The sequence below is a fragment of the Pseudomonas putida genome (genome assembly GCF_028682635.1).
GTDB lineage: Bacteria > Pseudomonadota > Gammaproteobacteria > Pseudomonadales > Pseudomonadaceae > Aquipseudomonas > Aquipseudomonas putida_AE.
In genome coordinates this window covers 24,368-43,479 of sequence record NZ_JANHLK010000031.1, presented here as the reverse complement: position 1 = coordinate 43,479, position 19,112 = coordinate 24,368, and the positions used below count along the sequence as shown (strand labels likewise).

The window sequence follows — 19,112 nt, the reverse complement described above, 5'->3', positions numbered from 1 at the left end:
CATGCCCGATCTACTGTGGGAGCCGGCCTGCCGGCGATAGCGTCCTGACAGACGACCTATTGTTTGTTGACCGAGCGATGGAGGTCAACGATGACGCGGGAAGCCTGACACCCCGCGGTGCTTTCGGGTTTTTCGCGAGCAAGCTCGCTCCTACAGGAGGTGCACGCGGTCACCCACTTTCCGTACGCCGACTCGACACCTCCGCCGGCACATCATCCCCAGCCATGCGCTTGCGAAACAACGCCGCCCGGGCCAACAGCAATGTGGTCACCGGCACAGTAATCGCCAGCAGGATCGGAATCAGCCAGGCGTGCAGGACGGGGCCTGACTTGAGCGCCGAAAAGAAGATGATCGAGGCCAGGGCCACACACCAGGCGCCCAGGGTCGAGGCCAGGGCCGGTGGGTGCATGCGTTGGAAGTAATCCTTCATCCGCACCAGGCCGATGGCGCCCACCAGGGCAAACAGGCTGCCGAGCACCAGCAGGATGGCCACGGGTATTTCGACCCACAGGGACAAATGCGCATTCATTCGATCACCTCGCCACGCAGGAGGAATTTGGCCAGGGCGAACGAGCCGACGAAGCCGAACAGCGCGATCAGCAACGCGGCCTCGAAGTAAGTGTCACTGGCATAACGAATGCCCAGCGTCAGCATCATCAGCATCGCCACGATGTACAGGTAGTCCAGGGCCAGGACCCGGTCCTGGGCCGACGGTCCCTTGAACAGGCGGATCAGGGTCAGGATCATTGCCACGCAAAACAGGAACAGGCTCAGCAGGATCGCGTTCGACAGCAAGCTGCTCATTCGAAGATCTCCATCAGGGGGCGCTCGTAGGTCGCCTTGAAGTGCTGGATGAACAGCGCTTCGTCATCCAGGTCGAAGACGTGCAGCAGCAGGATGCTGCGGTCCAGCGCCAGTTCCGACCAGACGGTGCCGGGCACCACCGTGCAGATCATCGACAGCGCGGCCAGGCCGTTGGCGTCGCGCAGGTCCAACGGTACCTTGATGAACGCCGAACGCGGTGGTCGGCGGCCAGCAGTGAGCACGCCAACGGCGACCGCCAGGTTGGACACCAGCACATCGCGACCGACCAGCAGGAACAGGCGCAGGATCACCCCGGGCCGGCGGATACGGATCGGCAGCGGGCGCAGCTTGCGCATCATCAACGGCGCGCAAAACCCCAGCAGGGCACCCAACAGCAAGTTGCCGGGGCTCAGCGACAGGTTCAGCAGCAACCACAACAGCCACAGGGCCAGCGATAGCCACGGCGCAGGCAACAGGCGCTTCATGGTTGCACCTCCAGCAACGCCGCCTTGGCCTCAGGGCTTGGCACCGCACGGGTGCCGAGCACGGCCATCACATACTGCTGCGGGTTGTTCAGGGCATTGGCCGCCGCTTGTGTGTAGCGCAACAGCGGTTCTGCCTTGAACGTCAGCAGGATGCTCAGGCACAGCAGGGCGAAAATCGGTAAGCATTCCAGGCGCCGCAGCACAGGCGAGGGGCGTTCTGCCGGGGTCCAGAAACGCTGGATGCCCACACGGGAAAAGGCGATCAGCGACGCCAGTCCCGAGAGAATCAGCAGCGCCAGCAAGCCCCAGGCGGCATTCGAGACCGGCGCGTCGCTGCCGTTGCCCAGGCCCATCGGGTTGAGCAGGGCGCTGAGCAGGCTGAGCTTGCCGATGAACCCGGAAAGCGGCGGCATGCCGATGATCAACAGGGCGCAGGCGATGAAGCTCAGGCCGAGGAACGCCATGGTCCAGGGAATCACCTGGCCGACCACGGCTTTCTGGTCGTCGTCGAGGTTGATGCCCTTGACCGGATGCAACGACTCCAGCGGCCGTGGCAGCATTTCGTTTTCATCCTCCAGGGGGATTTCGTTGGCCGAGCGCGAACGTTCGATCAACTCCGCCAGCAGGAACAGCGCGCTCAGCGCCAGGGTCGAGCTGACCACATAGAACAGGGCCGCACCGATCAGGTTGGGCTGGGCGAAGCCGATGGCCGACAGCAGGATCCCCGCCGACACCAGGATGCTCAGGCTGGCCATGCGTTCCAGGCGTTGCGCCGCGAGGATCGCCAGTGCCGCGCAGACGATGGTGGCCATGCCGCCGTAGATCAGCCAGTCGCCACCGAAGTAGGCCGAGGCGCCGGCCTGGCCGGAAAACAGCAGGGTCCACAGGCGCAGCAAGGTGTAGATGCCGACCTTGGTCATGATCGCGAACATAGCTGCCACCGGCGCGCTGGCCGAGGAGTACGCCGGCACCAGCCAGAAATTCAGCGGCCACATCCCGGCCTTGGCCAGGAACGCCACCGCCAGGATGCCCGCGCCCGCGTGCAGCAGGCCGCGATCGGCCTCCGGCACCAGCGGGATCTTCAGCGCCAGGTCGGCCATGTTCAGGGTGCCGGTGACGCCGTAGATCAGCGCCGCGCCGATCAGGAACAGGGTCGAGGCCAGCAGGTTGATCGAGATGTAGTGCAACCCCGACGATACCCGCGCCCGCCCCGAGCCATGCAGCATCAGGCCGTAGGACGCGGCCAGCAGCACTTCGAAAAACACGAACAGGTTGAACAGGTCCGCCGTGAGGAAGGCGCCGTACAGGCCCATCAACTGGATCTGGAACAGCGCGTGGAAGCTCGAACCGGCACTGTCCCAGCGCGCCATGGCGAACAGCAAGGCGCAGACGCCGATGATGCCGGTCAGCACCAGCATCAGCGCCGACAGGCGATCGACCACCAGCACCAGGCCGAACGGCACTTGCCAGTTGCCGGGCAGGTACACGCCGATGGAGCCGGCGATGTCGGTGCTTTGCGTCCATTGCAGCAGCACGACGGAAATACCGAGCCCGAGCAGGCTGGAGAACAGATTGATTTTCGCCTTGAGCGGGCGGTGTTTCTCGCCGAGCATCAGCATGATCGCGGCGGTCAGCAGCGGCAGGAGGATGGGCGCGACGATCAGGTGCGACAACGGATTCATTCCTTAGGCTCCCGGCCATCCACATGGTCGGTGCCGGTCAGGCCCCGGGAGGCCAGCAAGACCACCAGGAACAGCGCGGTCATGGCGAAACTGATGACGATCGCGGTCAGCACCAGCGCTTGCGGCAGCGGGTCGGTGTAGTGCAGCAGGTCCTGCGGCACGCCGTCCTTGATGATCGGCTCCTTGCCGATGAACAGGCTGCCCATGCTGAAGATGAACAGGTTGACGCCATACGACAGCAGGCACAGGCCCATGACCACCTGGAACGTCCGTGGACGCAGGATCAGCCAGACGCCGGAAGCGGCCAGGACGCCGATGGCGATGGCGATGACTTCTTCCATCAGACAGCCTCCTTCATGACGGCGGGTTTTGGCTGGGCCGCGGTCTTGTGGCCCCGTACCGATTGGTGGGCGAGGGCGGTGAGGATCAACAGCGTCGAACCGACCACCACGGCGTACACGCCAACGTCGAAGAACAGGGCGCTGGCGATGTGGATGTCACCCAGCAACGGCAGCTCGAAGTGCCAGGTGTGGGTGGTCAGGAACGGATAGCCGACGACCATCGCGCCGAGGCCGGTGACGGTGGCGAACAGCAGCCCGACGCTCATCCAGCGCAGCGGTCGCAGGCTCATTTGCGCTTCGACCCACTGGGTGCCGGCGACCATGTATTGCAGGATGAACGCCACGGACATCACCAGGCCCGCGACAAAACCGCCGCCCGGTTGGTTGTGGCCGCGCATGAACAGGTAGAACGAGATCACCAGCGCAACCGGCAGCAGCAGGCGCACCAGCACCGCCGGGACCATCATGAAACCGAGCGCGGTGTCGCTGGCGTGGCGCGGGTTGACCAGGTCGGTGACCACGTCGGGCGCGAGCAAGCGCTGTTGGGCTGGCAGCTGCATGCTTTCTTTCGGCGGGCGGAAACGTCGCAGCAGGGCGAACACGGTCAGGGCCACCGCCACCAGCACGGTGATTTCACCCAGGGTGTCGAAGCCGCGGAAGTCCACGAGCATCACATTGACCACGTTGCTGCCGCCGCCCTCGGGCAGGGCGCGGCTCAGGTAGAAGGAGGAGATGTCGTTTGGCGTCTGCCGGGTCAACATCGCATAGGCCAGCAACGCCATGCCGCCGCCGACCACGGCCGACAGCAGCAGGTCGCGAATACGGCGGATGCGCGCCTTGCGCAGGCTGCTCGGCAGTGGCGAGACCTCTTCGATTCGCCGTGGCAGCCAGCGCAGGCCCAGCAGGATCAGCACCGTGGTCACCACTTCGACCACCAGTTGCGTCAATGCCAGGTCCGGGGCCGAGAACCAGACGAAGGTCACGCAGGTCATCAGGCCGCAGACGCTGACCATGGTCAGGGCGGCCAGGCGGTGATACTTGGCCTGGTACGCGGCACCGAGGGCACAGGCAATCGCCAGTAGCCAGAGGATGACGAACACGATCGAGCCCGGAATCTTCGGCCGATCACCCCAATGCAGGCTGCTGTGCAGCATCGGGATCAACCCGGCCAGCACGGCGGCGAGCACCATCAGGAACAATTGGGTTTGCAGGCGCCGGGTGCTGATCCGTCGCTCAAGACGCCGGGCCAGGCGCATCTTGATCACCAGCAGGTGTTCGAACAGACGCTTGCCGTTGAACCGGCCAATCAGCGGTGGGTAACGGAAACGTCCGCGCTTGAGCTGATTGCGCAGCAGCAGGTACAAGAGAATGCCGCCGGACATGGCGACCAGGCTCATGATCATCGGCGCGTTCAGGCCGTGCCAGATCGCCAGGCTGTACTCCGGCAGGGTGCCGCCCACCACCGGCTGCGCAGCGGCAGCGAGCAACGGGCCGACCACTTGCGCCGGGAAGATCCCCACCACCAGGCAGGTGAACACCAGCAGCTCGACCGGCGCACGCATCCAGCGCGGCGGCTCGTGGGGCGTGTGGGGCAGGTCGGTGGCGGTCGGGCCGAAGAACACGTCCACGGTAAAGCGCAGGGAGTAGGCGACGCTGAAGGTCCCGGCGATGGTCGCAACGATCGGCAGGGTGGCTTCGATCCAGGCCGTGGCGTTGATGAACACGGTCTCGGCGAAGAACATCTCCTTGGACAGGAAGCCGTTGAGCAGCGGTACCCCGGCCATCGAGGCGCTGGCGACCATGGCCAGGGTCGCGGTGAACGGAATCAGTTTGAACAGGCCACTGAGCCTGCGGATATCACGGGTGCCGCTTTCGTGGTCGATGATCCCGGCGGCCATGAACAGCGAGGCCTTGAAGGTGGCATGGTTGAGGATGTGGAACACCGCGGCCACGGCGGCCAGCGGGCTGTTGAGGCCCAGCAGCAGGGTGATCAGGCCCAGGTGGCTGATGGTCGAGTAGGCCAGCAGGCCCTTGAGGTCGTTCTGGAACATCGCGCAATAGGCGCCGAGCAACAGGGTGCAGGCGCCGGCGCCGCTGACGATGTAGAACCATTCTTCGCTGCCGGACAGCGACGGCCACAGCCGGGCCAGCAGGAACACCCCGGCCTTGACCATGGTCGCCGAGTGCAGATAGGCCGATACCGGTGTCGGCGCGGCCATGGCGTGGGGCAGCCAGAAGTGGAAGGGGAATTGCGCACTTTTGCTCAGTGCGCCGATCAGGATCAGGGGTAGCAGGATGGGGTAGAGGGCATGTGCGCGAATCATGTCGCCGGCGGCCAGGACCTTGTCCAGGTCATAGCTGCCGACCACATGGCCAAGCAGCATGACCCCCGCCAGCAGGCACAGGCCACCCGCGCCGGTGACCATCAGCGCCATGTAGGCGCCGCGTCGGGCGTCGGCGCGGTGGTGCCAGTAGCCGATCAACAGGAACGAGAAAAGGCTGGTCAGTTCCCAGAAAAACACGATCTGGATCAAATTGCCGGAGATCACCAGCCCGAGCATGGCGCCCATGAACGCCAGGAAAAACGCGAAGAACCGCGGCACCGGATCGTCCGGCGACATGTAGTAGCGGGCGTACAGCGACACCAGCGTGCCGATGCCCAGCACCAGCATCGAGAACAGCCAGGCGAAGCCGTCCATGCGCAGGACGAAGTTCAGGCCCAGGCTCGGCAGCCAGAAGAATTCTTCGCGGATCACGCCGCCATGGGCGATTTGCGGGTACAGCAGGGCAACCTGGACAGTGCCGATCAAGGCAACCAGGCCCGCCAGAAGTGATTCGGTATTACGCGCGTTGTGTGGCAGCACCGCTGCCAGACAGCTGCCTAAAAAAGGCAGAAGCAGTAGAACTATCAGGGACATAGGCTTCTAATCTGCGGAAGTTTATGAAGCATCATACGTGCCAGCTCCCGGATCGCCAAACGCCAAGCTGTCGCAGAATCCTACAAGGTAGACGGAAAAGTCTTGTTTATCATTGTTTCGAAGGGTGGTAATCAGCAGGTCTGGCCCCTTCGCGAGCAAGCCCGCTCCCACAGGGTGAAACGCGTTCCAAATGTGGGAGCGGGCTTGCTCGCGAAAGCTGTTTATCAAACGCCGCAAATATTGCGGTTCAAGCCTGGGTTTCCCGCTCCAACTCTTCCTCAATAACAACCGCCTTACCCTTGGTCTTCAACTCACTGACAATCACCGCCGCCACGATCAACCCCGCACCGAGCAACGCAATCGCCGGCAGCCGCTCCCCGGCGATCCGCCCGACAATTCCGGCCCACACCGGCTCGCCGGCATAGATCAAGGTCGCCCGGGTCGGCGAAACACTCTTCTGCGCCCAGTTCATCGCCACCTGGATCGCCGCACTCGCCGCGCCCAATCCCAGCGCACTGCACAGCAGCAGCCAGGAGAAGTCCGGAATGTGTTCCTGGGTCGGCACCACCATCAGGAACGACAGCAGCGACGTCACCGCCAATTGCACCACCGTCACCCGTTTCACATCGACCTGGCCGGCAAAGTTGCTGATCAAGATGATCTCGGCCGCAATGGCAATGGCGCTGATCAACGTGGCGATTTCACCGGGGCTGAAGTTCAGCGCCGCGCCGGAAGGCCCCGACAGCAACATCAACCCGGTAAAGGCCAGCATGATGCCGATGCTTGGCATCAGCCCAGGACGACGTCCCAGCACCAGCCATTGCAGCAGCGGCACAAAGGGCACATACAACGCGGTGATGAATGCCGACTGGCTGCTGGGAATGCTCTGCAACCCTACCGTCTGCAAGCCGTAACCGAGCATGATCGCCACGCCGATGAAGGCACCCGCCTTGAGTTCGAACAGGGTCAATTGGCGCAGGCTGCGCCAGGAGAACAGGGCGACGATGATCGCGGCGGCGGCAAAGCGCAGGCCGACAAAAAACATCGGGCCGCTGACGGTCATCGCATGCTGGACCAGCAAAAAGGTGCCACCCCAGACCATGGTGATCAGCACCAGCACGCATTCGGCCTTGCTGAGCCGCAGGAAACGGGAGGAAGCCTGGGAGGAGTTCGCCGACGTCATGATCTTGCACACTATATGAGGGGGACGCACAATGCGTCGCAAGTTGGGCAGTATACTGCGCAGCACCACCAAGTGAGCAATATAGTGCACAAAGATTCCTCGCCCCGGGCTTCGGTCCTGCAGCACGTCAGCCAGAACATTCGTCGGTTGCGCCATGCCGCCGACATGAGCCAGACCGCGTTGGCGGAAAAATCCGGGGTCAGCCGGCGGATGCTGGTGGCCATCGAGGCCGGCGAAAAGAACGTCAGCCTGACCACCCTTGACCGGGTGGCCGAAGCACTGGACGTGGCCTTCAGCGACCTGATCCAGGCCCCCGATGTGCGCGACCACAGCCGCATCAACGAGCTGGCCTGGGCCGGTACGATCCCCGGCAGCAAGGCGGTGCTGCTGGCCAAGGCCAACGCCAGCCGTGAAGTCGAACTCTGGGAATGGCGCCTCGAACCGGGCGAGCATTACCCCTCGGAGCCGGACGCCGATGGCTGGAGCGAACAGTTCTACGTCTTCGAAGGCTGCCTGACGGTGATGGTCGGCGATGTGCCGCACAAGATCGCCGCTGGCGAGTTCTTCATGTTCGCCAGTAACCAGCCCCACTCCTATCGCAACGATGGGCCGGTGGCGGTGCGGTTTGTGCGTAACGTGGTGATCTGACTGTTGGCCAGTCGCCGGGACTGCGGGGGGGCCGAGCCATCGCCAGCAAGCCGGCTCCTACAGGTTCCTGGGTCGTTCACAAATTCTGTGGTCGCCTCAAACCCCCTGTGGGAGCGGGCTTGCTCGCGAAAGCGGTGTGACAGACGAAAACGATGTTGGATGTGCCGGCCTCTTCGCGAGCAAGCCCGCTCCCACATTGGACCGAGGCTCCTGGCGCCGACGCCTGTGGGTTGAACATCCATGACCTCGACCGATGCATCCTACTTTGGTACTGCCCGATGAGCCTTCCATGGGTTTGGCGCCTATTATCGTCGAGGATAAACACTGATCAGTGAGAACGGCATGAGTGAAACCCGAAACGGACCGGCGACCGACGCCATCCGTCACGCAGACATCCTGATCATCGGCGGCGGCCTCAGCGGCGCGATGCTGGCGGCGCAGTTGTTGCGCCTGCCGGGCAAGCGCCAGGTGCTGGTGATCGAACCGCGCGCCGAGCTGGGGCGCGGCGAGGCCTACAGCGCCGTGGAGCTGGGGCATACGCTCAACGGCAACGCGGCGCGCATGAGCGTCGACCCGGACAATGCCGATGACCTGACCCAGTGGCTGACCGACTACATTGCGGCCGGTGGCTGGCCGGAGTCGGATGAGCAGCATGTACCCATCAGTGAGCTGTTCCCGCCGCGGGGGATTTTCGGCCTGTATGTGCAGCAACGCCTGGCCGAGGCGCAAGCGGTGGGGGCATTGAGCGGCTCAACGGTCGAGCATGTGCGGGCCGAGGTGGTTGATCTGCAAACCGATCCGCAGTCGGTGCACTTGACCTTGAGCGACGGCCAGCGACTGCAGGGCTCTTTTGCCGTGCTCGCGACGGGCATGTTCCCGGCTGCGCGCACACCGCAGACTGAGTCCAGCGGCTTGAACGCGGCGGCGCTCGACCCGTGGGATGTGGCGGCGATGCAGCAGCTCGATCCGCAGTCGACGGTGCTGATCATCGGCTCGGGCCTGACCATGGTCGATGCCGTGGTGTCGCTGGAACAGGCCGGTCATCGCGGGCCGATCGAAGTGTTTTCCCGTCACGGCCTGCTGCCCCATGTGCGGCGCCAGCCACCGGCCTGGGTCGATTTCCTCGCCGAGGACCCGAGCATTCGCACGCCGCGACAGCTGGTACGTGAATTGCGCCGACATTGCCGCGACGCCATCGACCAGGGCATCGATTGGCAGGCCCCACTGGACACGGTGCGGGCGCACATCGGGCGCTTGTGGAACCAGGCCAGCGACGTGCAACGCCGTCAGTTCGTCAGGCATGTCCGGCCGTGGTGGGAAAGCCATCACCATCGCTCGCCGCCGCTGAGCGCCGAGCTGGTGGAGCGCTTGCACGGGGAAGGACGGTTGCGGATTCAGGCGGCGTCGTTCAAAGGGCTGGAACCTTCTTTGGGTCAAGCAGTGAGTATTCGTATCCGCCGTCGGGGCGAAGGGCAAACGGTGGTGGTCAGTGGCGCGGCGTTGATCAACTCCAGCGGCATCGAATACGACTGGCGTCGGGTGGCTCGACCGCTGCCCCGGCAACTGCTGGCGCGCGGGCTGATCCAGCCGGGACACCTGGCACTCGGCATCGCCGCAAAGGTCGACGGCGCGGTGCTGGATGCCGATGGCCAGGCTGCCAGCCGCTTGTTTGCCATGGGGCCACCGTTGCGCGGGATGTGGTGGGAGAGCACCGCCGTGACGGACGTGGCCAGTCAGGCCAAGGCGTTGGCCGCGCGTCTGGCATCGCCGTAAAGGTTGCGCAAATGAAGAAACCCCGCAATTGGCGGGGTTTCCTGTTTCAGGCAGCCCAAGGCCGTTGATCAATAACGCTGATATTTGGAGCCGAACTCAGGACGGTTTTCCGCGACGTAGAGTTTGTCTTTGTGGTCAGCGCTGACGGTGTTCATGTTCTGTGAGGCCGGTTGGCTGACTTTCACCGCTGCAACGATGGGCGAGGTGGCGTGTGGGGCGGCGATGGCGCCAGTGCTGCCAAGAACCGCAAGGGCGAAGCCGATACCGATGATGCTTTTCATGATGATGCTCCAGAGCGTGGGAAGAAGATGTGGCCACTGTAGGGCTGGAGCATCGCGATGAAAAAACACCTGTACGCATAGTCGTTATCGAGAACAGTGATCCTTGTACGAAAACTGTGGGAGCGAGCTTGCTCGCGATGGGGACCGGTCAGTCGATAATGATGTTGACTGACACGCCGTCATCGCGAGCAAGCTCGCTCCCACAATGGATATCTGTTGTTTTGGAAACCGCGATCAGTAGCGCTGATATTTCGGTGTATCGCTGATGTGTGCCTGAACGGTCCGAAATGGGCTTGTGCGTATCCAGACCGGGTTTCTATACAAACGGATACAAACCTGCGCAAAGATCCCCATCAACTTTGCGCATCGAGCATTTCCACCGGGTAGGAGAATACGTAGCCTTCGCTGCGCACGGTCTTGATGTAGGTCGGTTCCCGGGAGTCGTCCTTGAGCCGTTGGCGCAGGCGGCTGACCAGCAAGTCGATCGAGCGGTCGAACAGGTCGGCGTCGCGGCCCTGGGTCAGGTTGAGCAACTGGTCGCGACTGAGCACCCGTTGCGGATGATCGAGGAATACCCGCAGCAGCCGGTATTCGGCGCCACTGAGGGCCACCAGGGTATCGTCTTCGTCCAGCAGGTGACGGGCGGTGGTGTCCAGGCGCCAGCGACCGAAGCCGAGCATCCGCCCGCTTTCGCTGATCAGCAGGTTGGGTGGCAGCATGCGGGTACGGCGCAGCACGGCATTGATCCGTGCCAGCAGTTCACGGGCGGCGAAGGGTTTGGTCAGGTAGTCGTCGGCGCCCATTTCCAGACCGAGGATGCGGTCGGTTTCGTCATTGCGTGCGGTGAGCATCAGGATCGGCGTGGCCTTGTGCTTGCCCGCGCGCAGTTCGCGGCACAGGACCAGGCCGTCGTCGCCGGGGAGCATGATGTCGAGCACGATCAGGTCGACCTGGTTGCTTTCGAGGAAGCTGCGCATGTGCCGGCCGTCGGGAACCACGGTGGTGCGCAGGCCGTTTTTCTTCAGGTAGTTGCCGACCAGTTCGCGAATTTCACGGTCGTCGTCGACGATCAGGATGTGGTTGACGTGGTCCATCGGTCGATCCTCTTTTTTTGTCGTTGCCGGCCGCTGGGCCAACCATACATTTTGTAGACGCTGGCTTGTCTGGTCGCCGCATCGCATCGATGACGGCCTTACAGCCAACTAATCACTCACGGCTGTAACCAACCCATTGTGGGAGCTGGCCTGCCGGCGATGGCGGCCTGAGAGACGACCTATTATTTGTTGACTAAGTACACCTGACAGACAATCGTCGGCTCTCAGGACGCCATCGCCGGCAGGCCGGCTCCCACAGTAGATCGGGTACGGCCGCGAGAGAGTGGTCGCCTGTCAGACAGATGCACCGCAGCGGCTGATCCTGGAAACAACAAGCCGAAGCATTTGGCTTCGGCTCGCGTTTAACAATTTACATCAACTTGATCACGCAACCACTCGATAACACGGCACATAAGCCGCCCCACCCGGCAGTTTCATCCGGTGCTGTGCGACAAAGGCCTTGAGCAGTTGATCCAGCGGCTGCATGACCGCCGCATCGCCGCGTATCTGGTACGGGCCGTGTTTTTCGATCAGGCGGATGCCCTTGTCCTTGACGTTGCCGGCGACGATGCCGGAGAACGCGCGGCGCAGGTTGGCGGCCAGTTCGTGGGCCGGCAGGTCGCGGCTCAGCTTGAGGTTGGCCATGTTTTCGTGGGTCGGGTCGAAGGGGCGCTGGAAACCTTCGTCGATCTTCAGCAGCCAGTTGAAATGGAACGCGTCGTTGCGTTCGCGACGGAACTGTTTGACCGCCTTGAGGCCCTGGGTCATCTGCCGGGCGACTTCCGCCGGGTTGTCGATGATGATCTGGTAGTGCTTCTTGGCGGCCTCGCCCAGGGTGGCGCCGACGAACGCGTCGAGCTGTTCGAGGTAGGGCGCGGCATGTTTCGGCCCGGTGAGGATGACCGGGAAGGGCAGGCCCTGGTTGTCCGGATGCATCAGGATGCCGAGCAGGTACAGGAACTCTTCGGCGGTGCCGGCACCGCCGGGGAAGATGATGATGCCGTGGCCGACGCGGACGAAGGCTTCCAGGCGCTTCTCGATGTCCGGCAGGATCACCAGTTCGTTGACGATCGGGTTCGGTGCTTCGGCAGCGATGATCCCGGGTTCAGTCAGGCCCAGGTAGCGCCCGCCGTGGATGCGCTGCTTGGCATGGGCGATGGTGGCGCCTTTCATCGGGCCTTTCATCACGCCGGGGCCGCAACCGGTGCACACGTCCAGGCTGCGCAGGCCCAGTTCGTGGCCGACTTTCTTGGTGTATTTGTATTCTTCGGTGTTGATCGAGTGACCGCCCCAGCACACCACGATCTTTGGCTCGACGCCAGGGCGCAGGGTGCGGGCGTTGCGCAGCAGGTGGAAGACGTAGTCGCTGATGCCCTGGGAGGTGCTCAGGTCGATGCGTTGGCTGTCGAGTTCGTTTTCGGTGTAGACGATGTAGCGCAGGGCGCTGAACAGCATTTCACGGGTGCTGGCAATCATTTCACCGTCGACGAAGGCGTCGGCCGGGGCGTTCAGCAGTTCCAGGCGTACGCCGCGGTCTTGCTGGTGGATGCGGATTTCGAAGTCCTTGTAGGCTTCGAGGATGGTCTTGGCGTTATCGACGTGGGCGCCGGTGTTGAGGATGGCCAGGGCGCACTGGCGGAAGATGTCGTAGGTGCTGCCGGATCCGGCTTCGCTCAGTTGCTGGACTTCCCGTTGAGAGAGTGTTTCCAGGCTGCCTTTCGGGCTGACCGAAGCATTGATTACTTGTCGTTGGGTCATTCAATGATCCTTAAAACGATGTCATTCACGCGCAAACAACGAATGGCATCCGAATAGAGAGTATCCATGAAAGAAGATGGCACGAACTGCGCGGTCTCGCCACGTCCTCCTTTTGATGATGTATAGATGAAAAGGAGCCCCAGCATAGCTAAATCCGTCGCAGAGGCGATAATGACCCGCGGTCTTTTTGTCCTGCGAGCCTTTTTACCATTGAAGCCAAGGAATCCCGACGTCATGTTCGAAATCCAGCCGATGAACGCCGACGACTATCGGCAACGGACGCGGCGCAGCACGGTGATGATCGCGCTGATCTTCCTGGCGCTGGCGATGGCCCTGTCCACCGCGGCGGTGACTTTGTTCGGCGAGCCCGGTGGGGACAACCTGCGCTTCAACATCGGCGGAGTGTTTGCCGCGGTATTGATCATGGCCGGGTTGATGCGCAAGCTGTTCTGGCATCAGGAATGGATGGCACCGGCGGTCTACAGCTGGCAGCTCAAGCGCAGCCTGATGAGCATCACCAACGTCATGCACCACCTCAAGGCCGCCGTGGAGGCGGGGGATCCGGACGCCATGAAGCTGTTGCGCTTCTATCACCTGGGATTGAGCCAGATGCATCAACTGGACGGAAACTCCAGCGATGATGCGCAATTGCACCGGGAAATGCAGCAGCACGAGGCGCGGATGCAGGCCCTGGGCATCGACCCCCGGCAAACCCGATTGAACCCGGCCTGGCTCGAAGCCCTGAAGCAATCACGCAGCTGAGCCCCCTCACACCCGCAGGCGTAGTGTTTCGAATAGTTGCCGGTCTTCCTTCCTGGCCGAACGCGCATGCCGACGAATGACCTGCAGCAGGCACTCGGTGAAACACTGGGCCGAATGGCTTAACGCGCCATTGCGCCGAGTCACGATGCTCAACTGCCGGGATTCGAATTGTTCGTTCAGGTCCAGGACCACCAGGCGCCCAAGGAACGGCGGGGCAATGCTGACGATGGAAGGGCCCCAGGTGCACATGTCCGCCCGTTCGACCAGCATCTGCAAGATGGCCAGTGAATGGGCCCGGACGATGAGGTTCTCGTCGATTTGCGCGCCGTGTTGCCAGAACAATGCCTGCATCAACCCGGCGTGGCCGTCCGGCGCATAGTTCAGGGTCCAGTTCTGGTCCAGCAGTTCGTGGATCGAACGCGCATTTTGTCGCGCATGGCCCTCGCGCACCAGCACCGACGTCTGGTAGTCGAGCAGGGTTTCACAGGCAAACTCCTGGGTGGTCTGCGCCGGGTGCAGCTGGCCGATGGCGAAATCCATGCTGCCGTCGCGCAGCAGTGGTTGGGCCACGGCCATCAGGCTTTCGTACAGTTCCAGCCTGATGTGCGGCATCCGCTCGCGAAATGCCAGGACCACTTCGGGCAGGAATGTCAGGGCGATCCAGGGCGTGACCCCGACGCAAAGCCTGCCCTGGGCCTTGCCACGCATGTGATCGAGTTCGGTTTGCGCATGTTCGAGTTGTTTGATCACCAGGCGCGCGTGGGTCAGCAGGACTTTGCCGTACTCGGTGAAGTTCAGGCCGCTGGGGGTTCGGCTGAACAAGGGCAACTGCTGACTGGTTTCCAGCTCCCGTAGCGCCTTGGTCACGGCCGCCTGGGAGATGTTCAGCGAACGGGCGGCGGCGCGGATGCTGCCGGTCTCGGCGCTGGCGATCAGTGCTTGTAATTGATGCAGTTTCATCTGCTAACCCTTGAGACAACCATTGGTTGTCATCATAACCAAACTGGGCCTCCCCAGCCCAGGGGCCGTTCCCTAAGATCGATTCCAGCAGCGCTTTCCAAGGCGCGCCGCCTCAATCGAAGGAGAACAACAATGGATGCCGGCCAGGTGCTGCCAGGTATTGCAGCGCTACAAGATGAAATGATTGCGTTGCGTCACAAGATTCACGCGCATCCCGAACTGGGTTTTGAGGAGTTTGCTACCAGCGAACTGGTGGCCCGCTGCTTGCGCCAGTGGGGATTCGAGGTCAGCACCGGTGTGGGCAAGACGGGCGTGGTCGGCACCCTGAAAAATGGTGAGGGCCGGTCCATCGGCTTGCGGGCGGACATGGATGCCCTGCCGATTCAGGAAACCACAGGATTGCCCTACGCCAGTCGCAACGACGGGGTCATGCATGCCTGTGGCCACGACGGGCATACGGCAACCCTGCTGACAGCGGCCAGGTACCTGGCGCAAACCCGGGCATTCAAAGGCACGCTGCAGGTGATTTTCCAGCCGGCTGAAGAAGGTCTGGGTGGTGCGCGGAAAATGCTCGAGGACGGCCTGCTCGAACGTTTCCCCTGCGATGCGATTTTCGCCCTGCATAACGTGCCGGGTCATCCCGTCGGGCATCTGGGATTCTACAGCGGGCCGTTCATGGCCTCTGCCGACACGGTCACGATCAAGATCATCGGCACCGGTGGTCACGGTGCGGTACCGCACAAGGCCGTCGACCCGGTGGTGGTCTGCGCTTCGATCGTGATCGCCCTGCAAAGCATCGTCTCGCGCAACGTCAACCCGCAAGACACGGCGATCATCACCGTCGGCTCCATTCATGCCGGCAGCGCCTCGAATGTCATCCCGGCCAGCGCCGAGATGAGCCTGAGCGTGCGCGCACTGACCCCCGAGATTCGCCAGTTGCTCGAATCGCGGATTACCGCGCTGGTCACTGCACAGGCCGCCAGTTTCGGCGCCCAGGCGCATATCGATTACCAGCATTGCCATCCGGTACTGATCAACGATCCCGCGTCGACCGCGTTTGCCCGGGCCGTCGCCCGTGACTGGTTAGGCGACGAGCAGATGATCGACGACCTGCGCCCCTTCACCGCCAGTGAAGACTTTGCCTTCATCCTCGAGCAATGCCCCGGCAGCTACCTGGTGATCGGCAACGGCGATGGGAACAGCGGCTGCCTGCTGCACAACCCCGGCTACGACTTCAATGATGCGTGCCTGCCGATCGGCGCGAGTTACTGGGTCAAGTTGGTGGAAAGCTTTTTGCGTTGAAACACCGTCATTTCAAGCGCCTGTCATTACAAAAACAACTGCGGCCTGGAGAAGCAGGACATGAACAAGATACTTGCAGCGGTTTCACTGCTGGCAATCACGGCATCGAGCCTTGCGGGGGCGGCCGACTGGTCTGGAAAAACCCTGAGACTGGGGGTGGACCCCACCTATCCGCCGCTGGAATACAAGCAGCGGGACGGCACGCTGACCGGTTTCGGGGTCGACATTGCCGAGGCGCTTTGCGCGCAGTTGCAGGCGCATTGCGTCTGGGTGGAGAGCAGCTGGGACGGGATGATCCCGGGCTTGCTGGCGCGCAAGTTCGACGCGGTGGCGTCTTCGATGACGGTCACGCCCAAGCGAATGGAGCAGATTGCGTTCACCGACAAGGTGTCGAATGCGCCGGCTCGCCTGGTGGTCAAGCGCGGCTCGGGTTTGCTGCCAACCCTTGAATCGCTCAAGGGCAAACGCATCGGTGTGGAGCAGGGCTCGACGCAGGAGGCCTATGCCAAGGCCGTGTGGGGTTCAAAAGGCGTGGAAGTCCTGTCCTATCAGAACCAGGACCAGGTGTATGCCGATCTGGTGGTGGGACGCCTCGACGCTTCGCTGCAGGGCTCTATCCAGGCCAGTTACGGATTCTTGAACACGGCCGTGGGCAAGGATTACGAGTTCGCCGGCGCCACCCTGGACGATCCGCAGTTTTTCGGCGTGGGCGATGGCATCGGTGTGCGCAAGAACGATGTCGAGTTGCGCGAGGACTTGAACAAGGCCCTGGCGGCGATTCTCGCCGACGGCACTTACGAACGGATCAACAAGAAGTACTTCGATTTCGACGTCTACGGCGCGAAATGACCGGCATGCCCGTTCAGCCCATCCAATAAGAACACTCAATAAGAAGAAGGAGAGTGAAATGCTTCTGGAAGGCTTTGGCCCGCAGATTCTGCTGGGCACCCTGGCCACCATCAAACTGGCGCTCTGGTCGCTGCTGATCGCGGTCCTGGCAGGGCTGCTCGGGGCCAGTTCCAAGCTGTCGTCCAATCGCTTGTTGCGAGCGCTGGCCACCGGCTACACGACGGTTATCCGCAGCATGCCGGACCTGGTGATCATGCTGCTGCTGTTCTTCAGCCTGCAGATGCTGCTCAACCGCATGACCGACTGGCTGGGCATCGGGCAAATCGAGATCGACCCCTTCCTGGCAGGCGTGGTGACGCTGGCGTTCATCTACGGGGCCTACTTTACCGAGACCTTCCGGGGGGCGTTCCAGGCCGTGCCGGCAGGCCAGGTCGAGGCGGCGCGGGCCTACGGCATGAGCCGTGGGCAAACCTTTCGCAAGGTGCTCCTGCCGCAAATGCTGCGCCACGCACTACCAGGCATCGGCAACAACTGGCAGGTGTTGATCAAGTCCACGGCGCTGGTATCGATCATCGGCCTGACCGATGTGGTCAAGGCCACCCAGGATGCGGGCAAGGGCTCGATGCAATTCTTTTACTTCACCCTGGTGGGCGGCCTGATCTACCTGGCGATCACCAGTGTGTCCAACGTCGTCCTGCTGTGGCTGGAGCACCGCTACTCGGTCGGTGTCAGGAAGGCCGCGCTATGAACGGTATTCTCGAAGAGTATTGGCAGGCTTACCTGTGGAGCGACGGGCCACACTTTTCCGGGTTGGCGGTGACCTTGTGGCTGCTGATTCTTTCGGTGGTGATCGGGTTTGTGCTGGCGGTTCCGTTGTCGATCGCGCGCGTCAGTCGCAATCCGCTGCTGCGCTTGCCGGTCTGGTGCTACACCTACGTGTTTCGCGGCACGCCTTTGTACATCCAGCTGCTGTTCTTCTACACCGGGGTGTACAGCCTGCATGTGGTCCGCTCCCAGGACTTTCTCAACGCGTTCTTCCGTGACGGATTCAACTGCACGGTGCTGGCGTTCGGGCTCAATACCTGTGCCTACATGACCGAAATCTTTGCCGGCGCCATCCGGGCCACGCCCCATGGCGAAATCGAGGCGGCCAGGGCCTACGGGATGGGGCGGTGGACCCTCTATCGGCGCATCGTATTGCCGTCGGCCCTGCGTCGGGCACTGCCGTTCTTCAGCAACGAAGTGATCCTGATGCTGCATTCCACCTCAGTGGCATTTACCGCCACGGTCCCCGACTTGCTGAAGATTGCCCGTGACGTCAATTCGGCGACCTACGCCTCCTTTACCGCTTTCGGCATTGCCGGGCTGCTGTATGCCGCCAGCGCATTTTTGCTGATCTGGCTGTTTCGTCGTGGCGAACTGCATTGGCTGGCCTACCTCAAGCCGCGCACGCACTGACCCCTATTGGACTTGCTCGAATGTATAAATTGATCGTTGAAGATGTGCACAAGAACTACGGCAGCCATGAAGTCCTGAAGGGGGTATCGCTCAAGCCCGCGCCGGCGACGTGATCAGCATCATCGGCTCCTCGGGATCCGGCAAAAGCACGTTTCTGCGCTGCATCAACCATCTCGAACAGCCATCGGCCGGGCGCATCATCGTCAATGCCGAAGAACTGCGGACCCGCCGCGATGCCAGGGGACAGCTGTGCGTGGTCGATCCCGGACAATTGCGGGTCATGCGCAGCCAGCTGTCGATGGTGTTCCAGCACTTCAATCTGTGGAGCCACATGACGGTGCTGGACAACATCATCGAGTGCCCGATGAGCGTGCTCGGCGTCGGTCGGGCGCAGGCCACGGAGCGGGCGCGGCATTACCTCGCCAAGGTCGGCCTGCCCGCCAAGGTGGAAGGGCAGTATCCGGTGCATCTATCCGGCGGCCAGCAACAGCGGGTGGCCATTGCCCGGGCGCTGGCCATGGAGCCGCAGGTGATGCTGTTCGACGAGCCGACGTCCGCGCTGGATCCCGAACTGGTCGGTGAAGTGCTCAAGGTCATGCAGCAACTGGCCGAGGAGGGCCGGACCATGGTGGTGGTCACCCATGAAATGGCGTTCGCCCGGCAGGTCTCCAACCACGTCATGTTTCTGCATCAGGGCCGGGTGGAGGAGCAGGGCGCACCGGCCAGCGTCCTGGAGTATCCGCGAAGCGAGCGGCTGCAGCAGTTCCTGGCGGGGAGCCTGAAGTAACGCTGCACGGAATGTCGCAACAGCCCA

Annotated in this window: 19 protein-coding genes and 1 pseudogene; 8 read left to right on the top strand and 12 right to left on the bottom strand. The window is 62.6% G+C overall.

The annotated features are described in order from the left end of the window. Nucleotides 1-169: 169 nt before the first annotated feature. The 7 genes from NPS56_RS26840 to NPS56_RS26810 form a co-directional block, all read right to left on the bottom strand. Nucleotides 170-529 (bottom strand): Na+/H+ antiporter subunit G, encoded by a 360-nt coding sequence (locus NPS56_RS26840; protein WP_274077443.1) that lies wholly within the window; start codon nt 527-529, stop codon nt 170-172. After that, a complete protein-coding gene (locus NPS56_RS26835; RefSeq protein ID WP_008063386.1) occupies nt 526-804 on the bottom strand; it encodes a K+/H+ antiporter subunit F in 279 nt (92 codons plus the stop codon). The genes NPS56_RS26840 and NPS56_RS26835 overlap by 4 nt, the downstream gene beginning before the upstream one ends. Then, complete coding sequence (locus NPS56_RS26830) at nt 801-1,289, bottom strand: Na+/H+ antiporter subunit E (protein ID WP_274077442.1); 489 nt, start codon at nt 1,287-1,289, stop codon at nt 801-803. The genes NPS56_RS26835 and NPS56_RS26830 overlap by 4 nt, the downstream gene beginning before the upstream one ends. After that, nucleotides 1,286-2,971 carry a monovalent cation/H+ antiporter subunit D gene (locus tag NPS56_RS26825; RefSeq protein WP_274077441.1) on the bottom strand — a complete coding sequence of 562 codons (1,686 nt, stop codon included), beginning with the start codon at nt 2,969-2,971 and terminating at the stop codon, nt 1,286-1,288. Before NPS56_RS26825 ends, NPS56_RS26830 begins: the two co-directional genes overlap by 4 nt. After that, on the bottom strand, nt 2,968-3,312 hold the full coding sequence (locus NPS56_RS26820) for a Na+/H+ antiporter subunit C (RefSeq protein WP_007986256.1): 345 nt from the start codon (nt 3,310-3,312) through the stop codon (nt 2,968-2,970). Before NPS56_RS26820 ends, NPS56_RS26825 begins: the two co-directional genes overlap by 4 nt. Beyond that, nucleotides 3,312-6,230: a monovalent cation/H+ antiporter subunit A gene (locus NPS56_RS26815; RefSeq protein ID WP_274077440.1), complete on the bottom strand. Its 2,919-nt coding sequence runs from the start codon at nt 6,228-6,230 to the stop codon at nt 3,312-3,314. Before NPS56_RS26815 ends, NPS56_RS26820 begins: the two co-directional genes overlap by 1 nt. A gap of 247 nt (nt 6,231-6,477) precedes the next feature. Beyond that, nucleotides 6,478-7,503 carry a DMT family transporter gene (locus NPS56_RS26810; RefSeq protein WP_274077439.1) on the bottom strand — a complete coding sequence of 342 codons (1,026 nt, stop codon included), beginning with the start codon at nt 7,501-7,503 and terminating at the stop codon, nt 6,478-6,480. Between NPS56_RS26810 and NPS56_RS26805 the strand changes: the two genes are divergently transcribed. After that, nucleotides 7,498-8,061: a helix-turn-helix domain-containing protein gene (locus NPS56_RS26805; RefSeq protein ID WP_274077438.1), complete on the top strand. Its 564-nt coding sequence runs from the start codon at nt 7,498-7,500 to the stop codon at nt 8,059-8,061. The two genes, NPS56_RS26810 and NPS56_RS26805, sit on opposite strands and share 6 nt — an antisense overlap. A 342-nt stretch (nt 8,062-8,403) precedes the next feature. Then, nucleotides 8,404-9,834 carry an FAD/NAD(P)-binding protein gene (locus NPS56_RS26800; protein ID WP_274077437.1) on the top strand — a complete coding sequence of 477 codons (1,431 nt, stop codon included), beginning with the start codon at nt 8,404-8,406 and terminating at the stop codon, nt 9,832-9,834. 68 nt (nt 9,835-9,902) lie between these two features. Here the strand turns inward: NPS56_RS26800 and NPS56_RS26795 are convergent, their stop codons facing one another. From NPS56_RS26795 to NPS56_RS26780, 4 genes are all read right to left on the bottom strand, one after another. After that, nucleotides 9,903-10,115, bottom strand: a complete 213-nt coding sequence (locus tag NPS56_RS26795; RefSeq protein ID WP_274077436.1) for a hypothetical protein — start codon at nt 10,113-10,115, stop codon at nt 9,903-9,905. Between the two features lie 353 nt (nt 10,116-10,468). Beyond that, on the bottom strand, nt 10,469-11,209 hold the full coding sequence (locus tag NPS56_RS26790; RefSeq protein WP_274077435.1) for a response regulator: 741 nt from the start codon (nt 11,207-11,209) through the stop codon (nt 10,469-10,471). Nucleotides 11,210-11,593: 384 nt separating this feature from the next. Next, complete coding sequence (gene ppnN, locus NPS56_RS26785) at nt 11,594-12,967, bottom strand: nucleotide 5'-monophosphate nucleosidase PpnN (RefSeq protein WP_274077434.1); 1,374 nt, start codon at nt 12,965-12,967, stop codon at nt 11,594-11,596. Further along, nucleotides 12,964-13,203 carry a hypothetical protein gene (locus tag NPS56_RS26780; protein ID WP_274077433.1) on the bottom strand — a complete coding sequence of 80 codons (240 nt, stop codon included), beginning with the start codon at nt 13,201-13,203 and terminating at the stop codon, nt 12,964-12,966. Before NPS56_RS26780 ends, ppnN begins: the two co-directional genes overlap by 4 nt. Here NPS56_RS26780 and NPS56_RS26775 point away from each other — a divergent pair. Next, entirely contained in the window at nt 13,202-13,729 is a 528-nt protein-coding gene (locus NPS56_RS26775; RefSeq protein ID WP_274077432.1) for a DUF3087 family protein, read from the top strand. The genes NPS56_RS26780 and NPS56_RS26775 overlap by 2 nt on opposite strands. A 6-nt stretch (nt 13,730-13,735) precedes the next feature. Here NPS56_RS26775 and NPS56_RS26770 read toward each other — a convergent pair whose 3' ends face one another. Further along, entirely contained in the window at nt 13,736-14,689 is a 954-nt protein-coding gene (locus tag NPS56_RS26770) for a LysR substrate-binding domain-containing protein (RefSeq protein WP_274077431.1), read from the bottom strand. A 132-nt stretch (nt 14,690-14,821) separates the two neighbouring features. Here NPS56_RS26770 and NPS56_RS26765 point away from each other — a divergent pair, with 132 nt between their 5' ends. From NPS56_RS26765 to NPS56_RS26745, 5 genes and pseudogenes are all read left to right on the top strand, one after another. Next, nucleotides 14,822-15,991, top strand: a complete 1,170-nt coding sequence (locus NPS56_RS26765) for a M20 aminoacylase family protein (RefSeq protein ID WP_274077430.1) — start codon at nt 14,822-14,824, stop codon at nt 15,989-15,991. A 60-nt stretch (nt 15,992-16,051) separates the two neighbouring features. Then, nucleotides 16,052-16,840, top strand: a complete 789-nt coding sequence (locus NPS56_RS26760) for an ABC transporter substrate-binding protein (RefSeq protein ID WP_274077429.1) — start codon at nt 16,052-16,054, stop codon at nt 16,838-16,840. A 58-nt stretch (nt 16,841-16,898) separates the two neighbouring features. Beyond that, nucleotides 16,899-17,588 (top strand): ABC transporter permease, encoded by a 690-nt coding sequence (locus NPS56_RS26755; protein ID WP_274077428.1) that lies wholly within the window; start codon nt 16,899-16,901, stop codon nt 17,586-17,588. Next, entirely contained in the window at nt 17,585-18,298 is a 714-nt protein-coding gene (locus tag NPS56_RS26750) for an ABC transporter permease (protein WP_274077427.1), read from the top strand. The genes NPS56_RS26755 and NPS56_RS26750 overlap by 4 nt, the downstream gene beginning before the upstream one ends. Before the next feature lie 20 nt (nt 18,299-18,318). Next, nucleotides 18,319-19,085 (top strand): annotated as a pseudogene (locus tag NPS56_RS26745) (ABC transporter ATP-binding protein). The last annotated feature ends 27 nt before the right edge of the window (nt 19,086-19,112 follow it).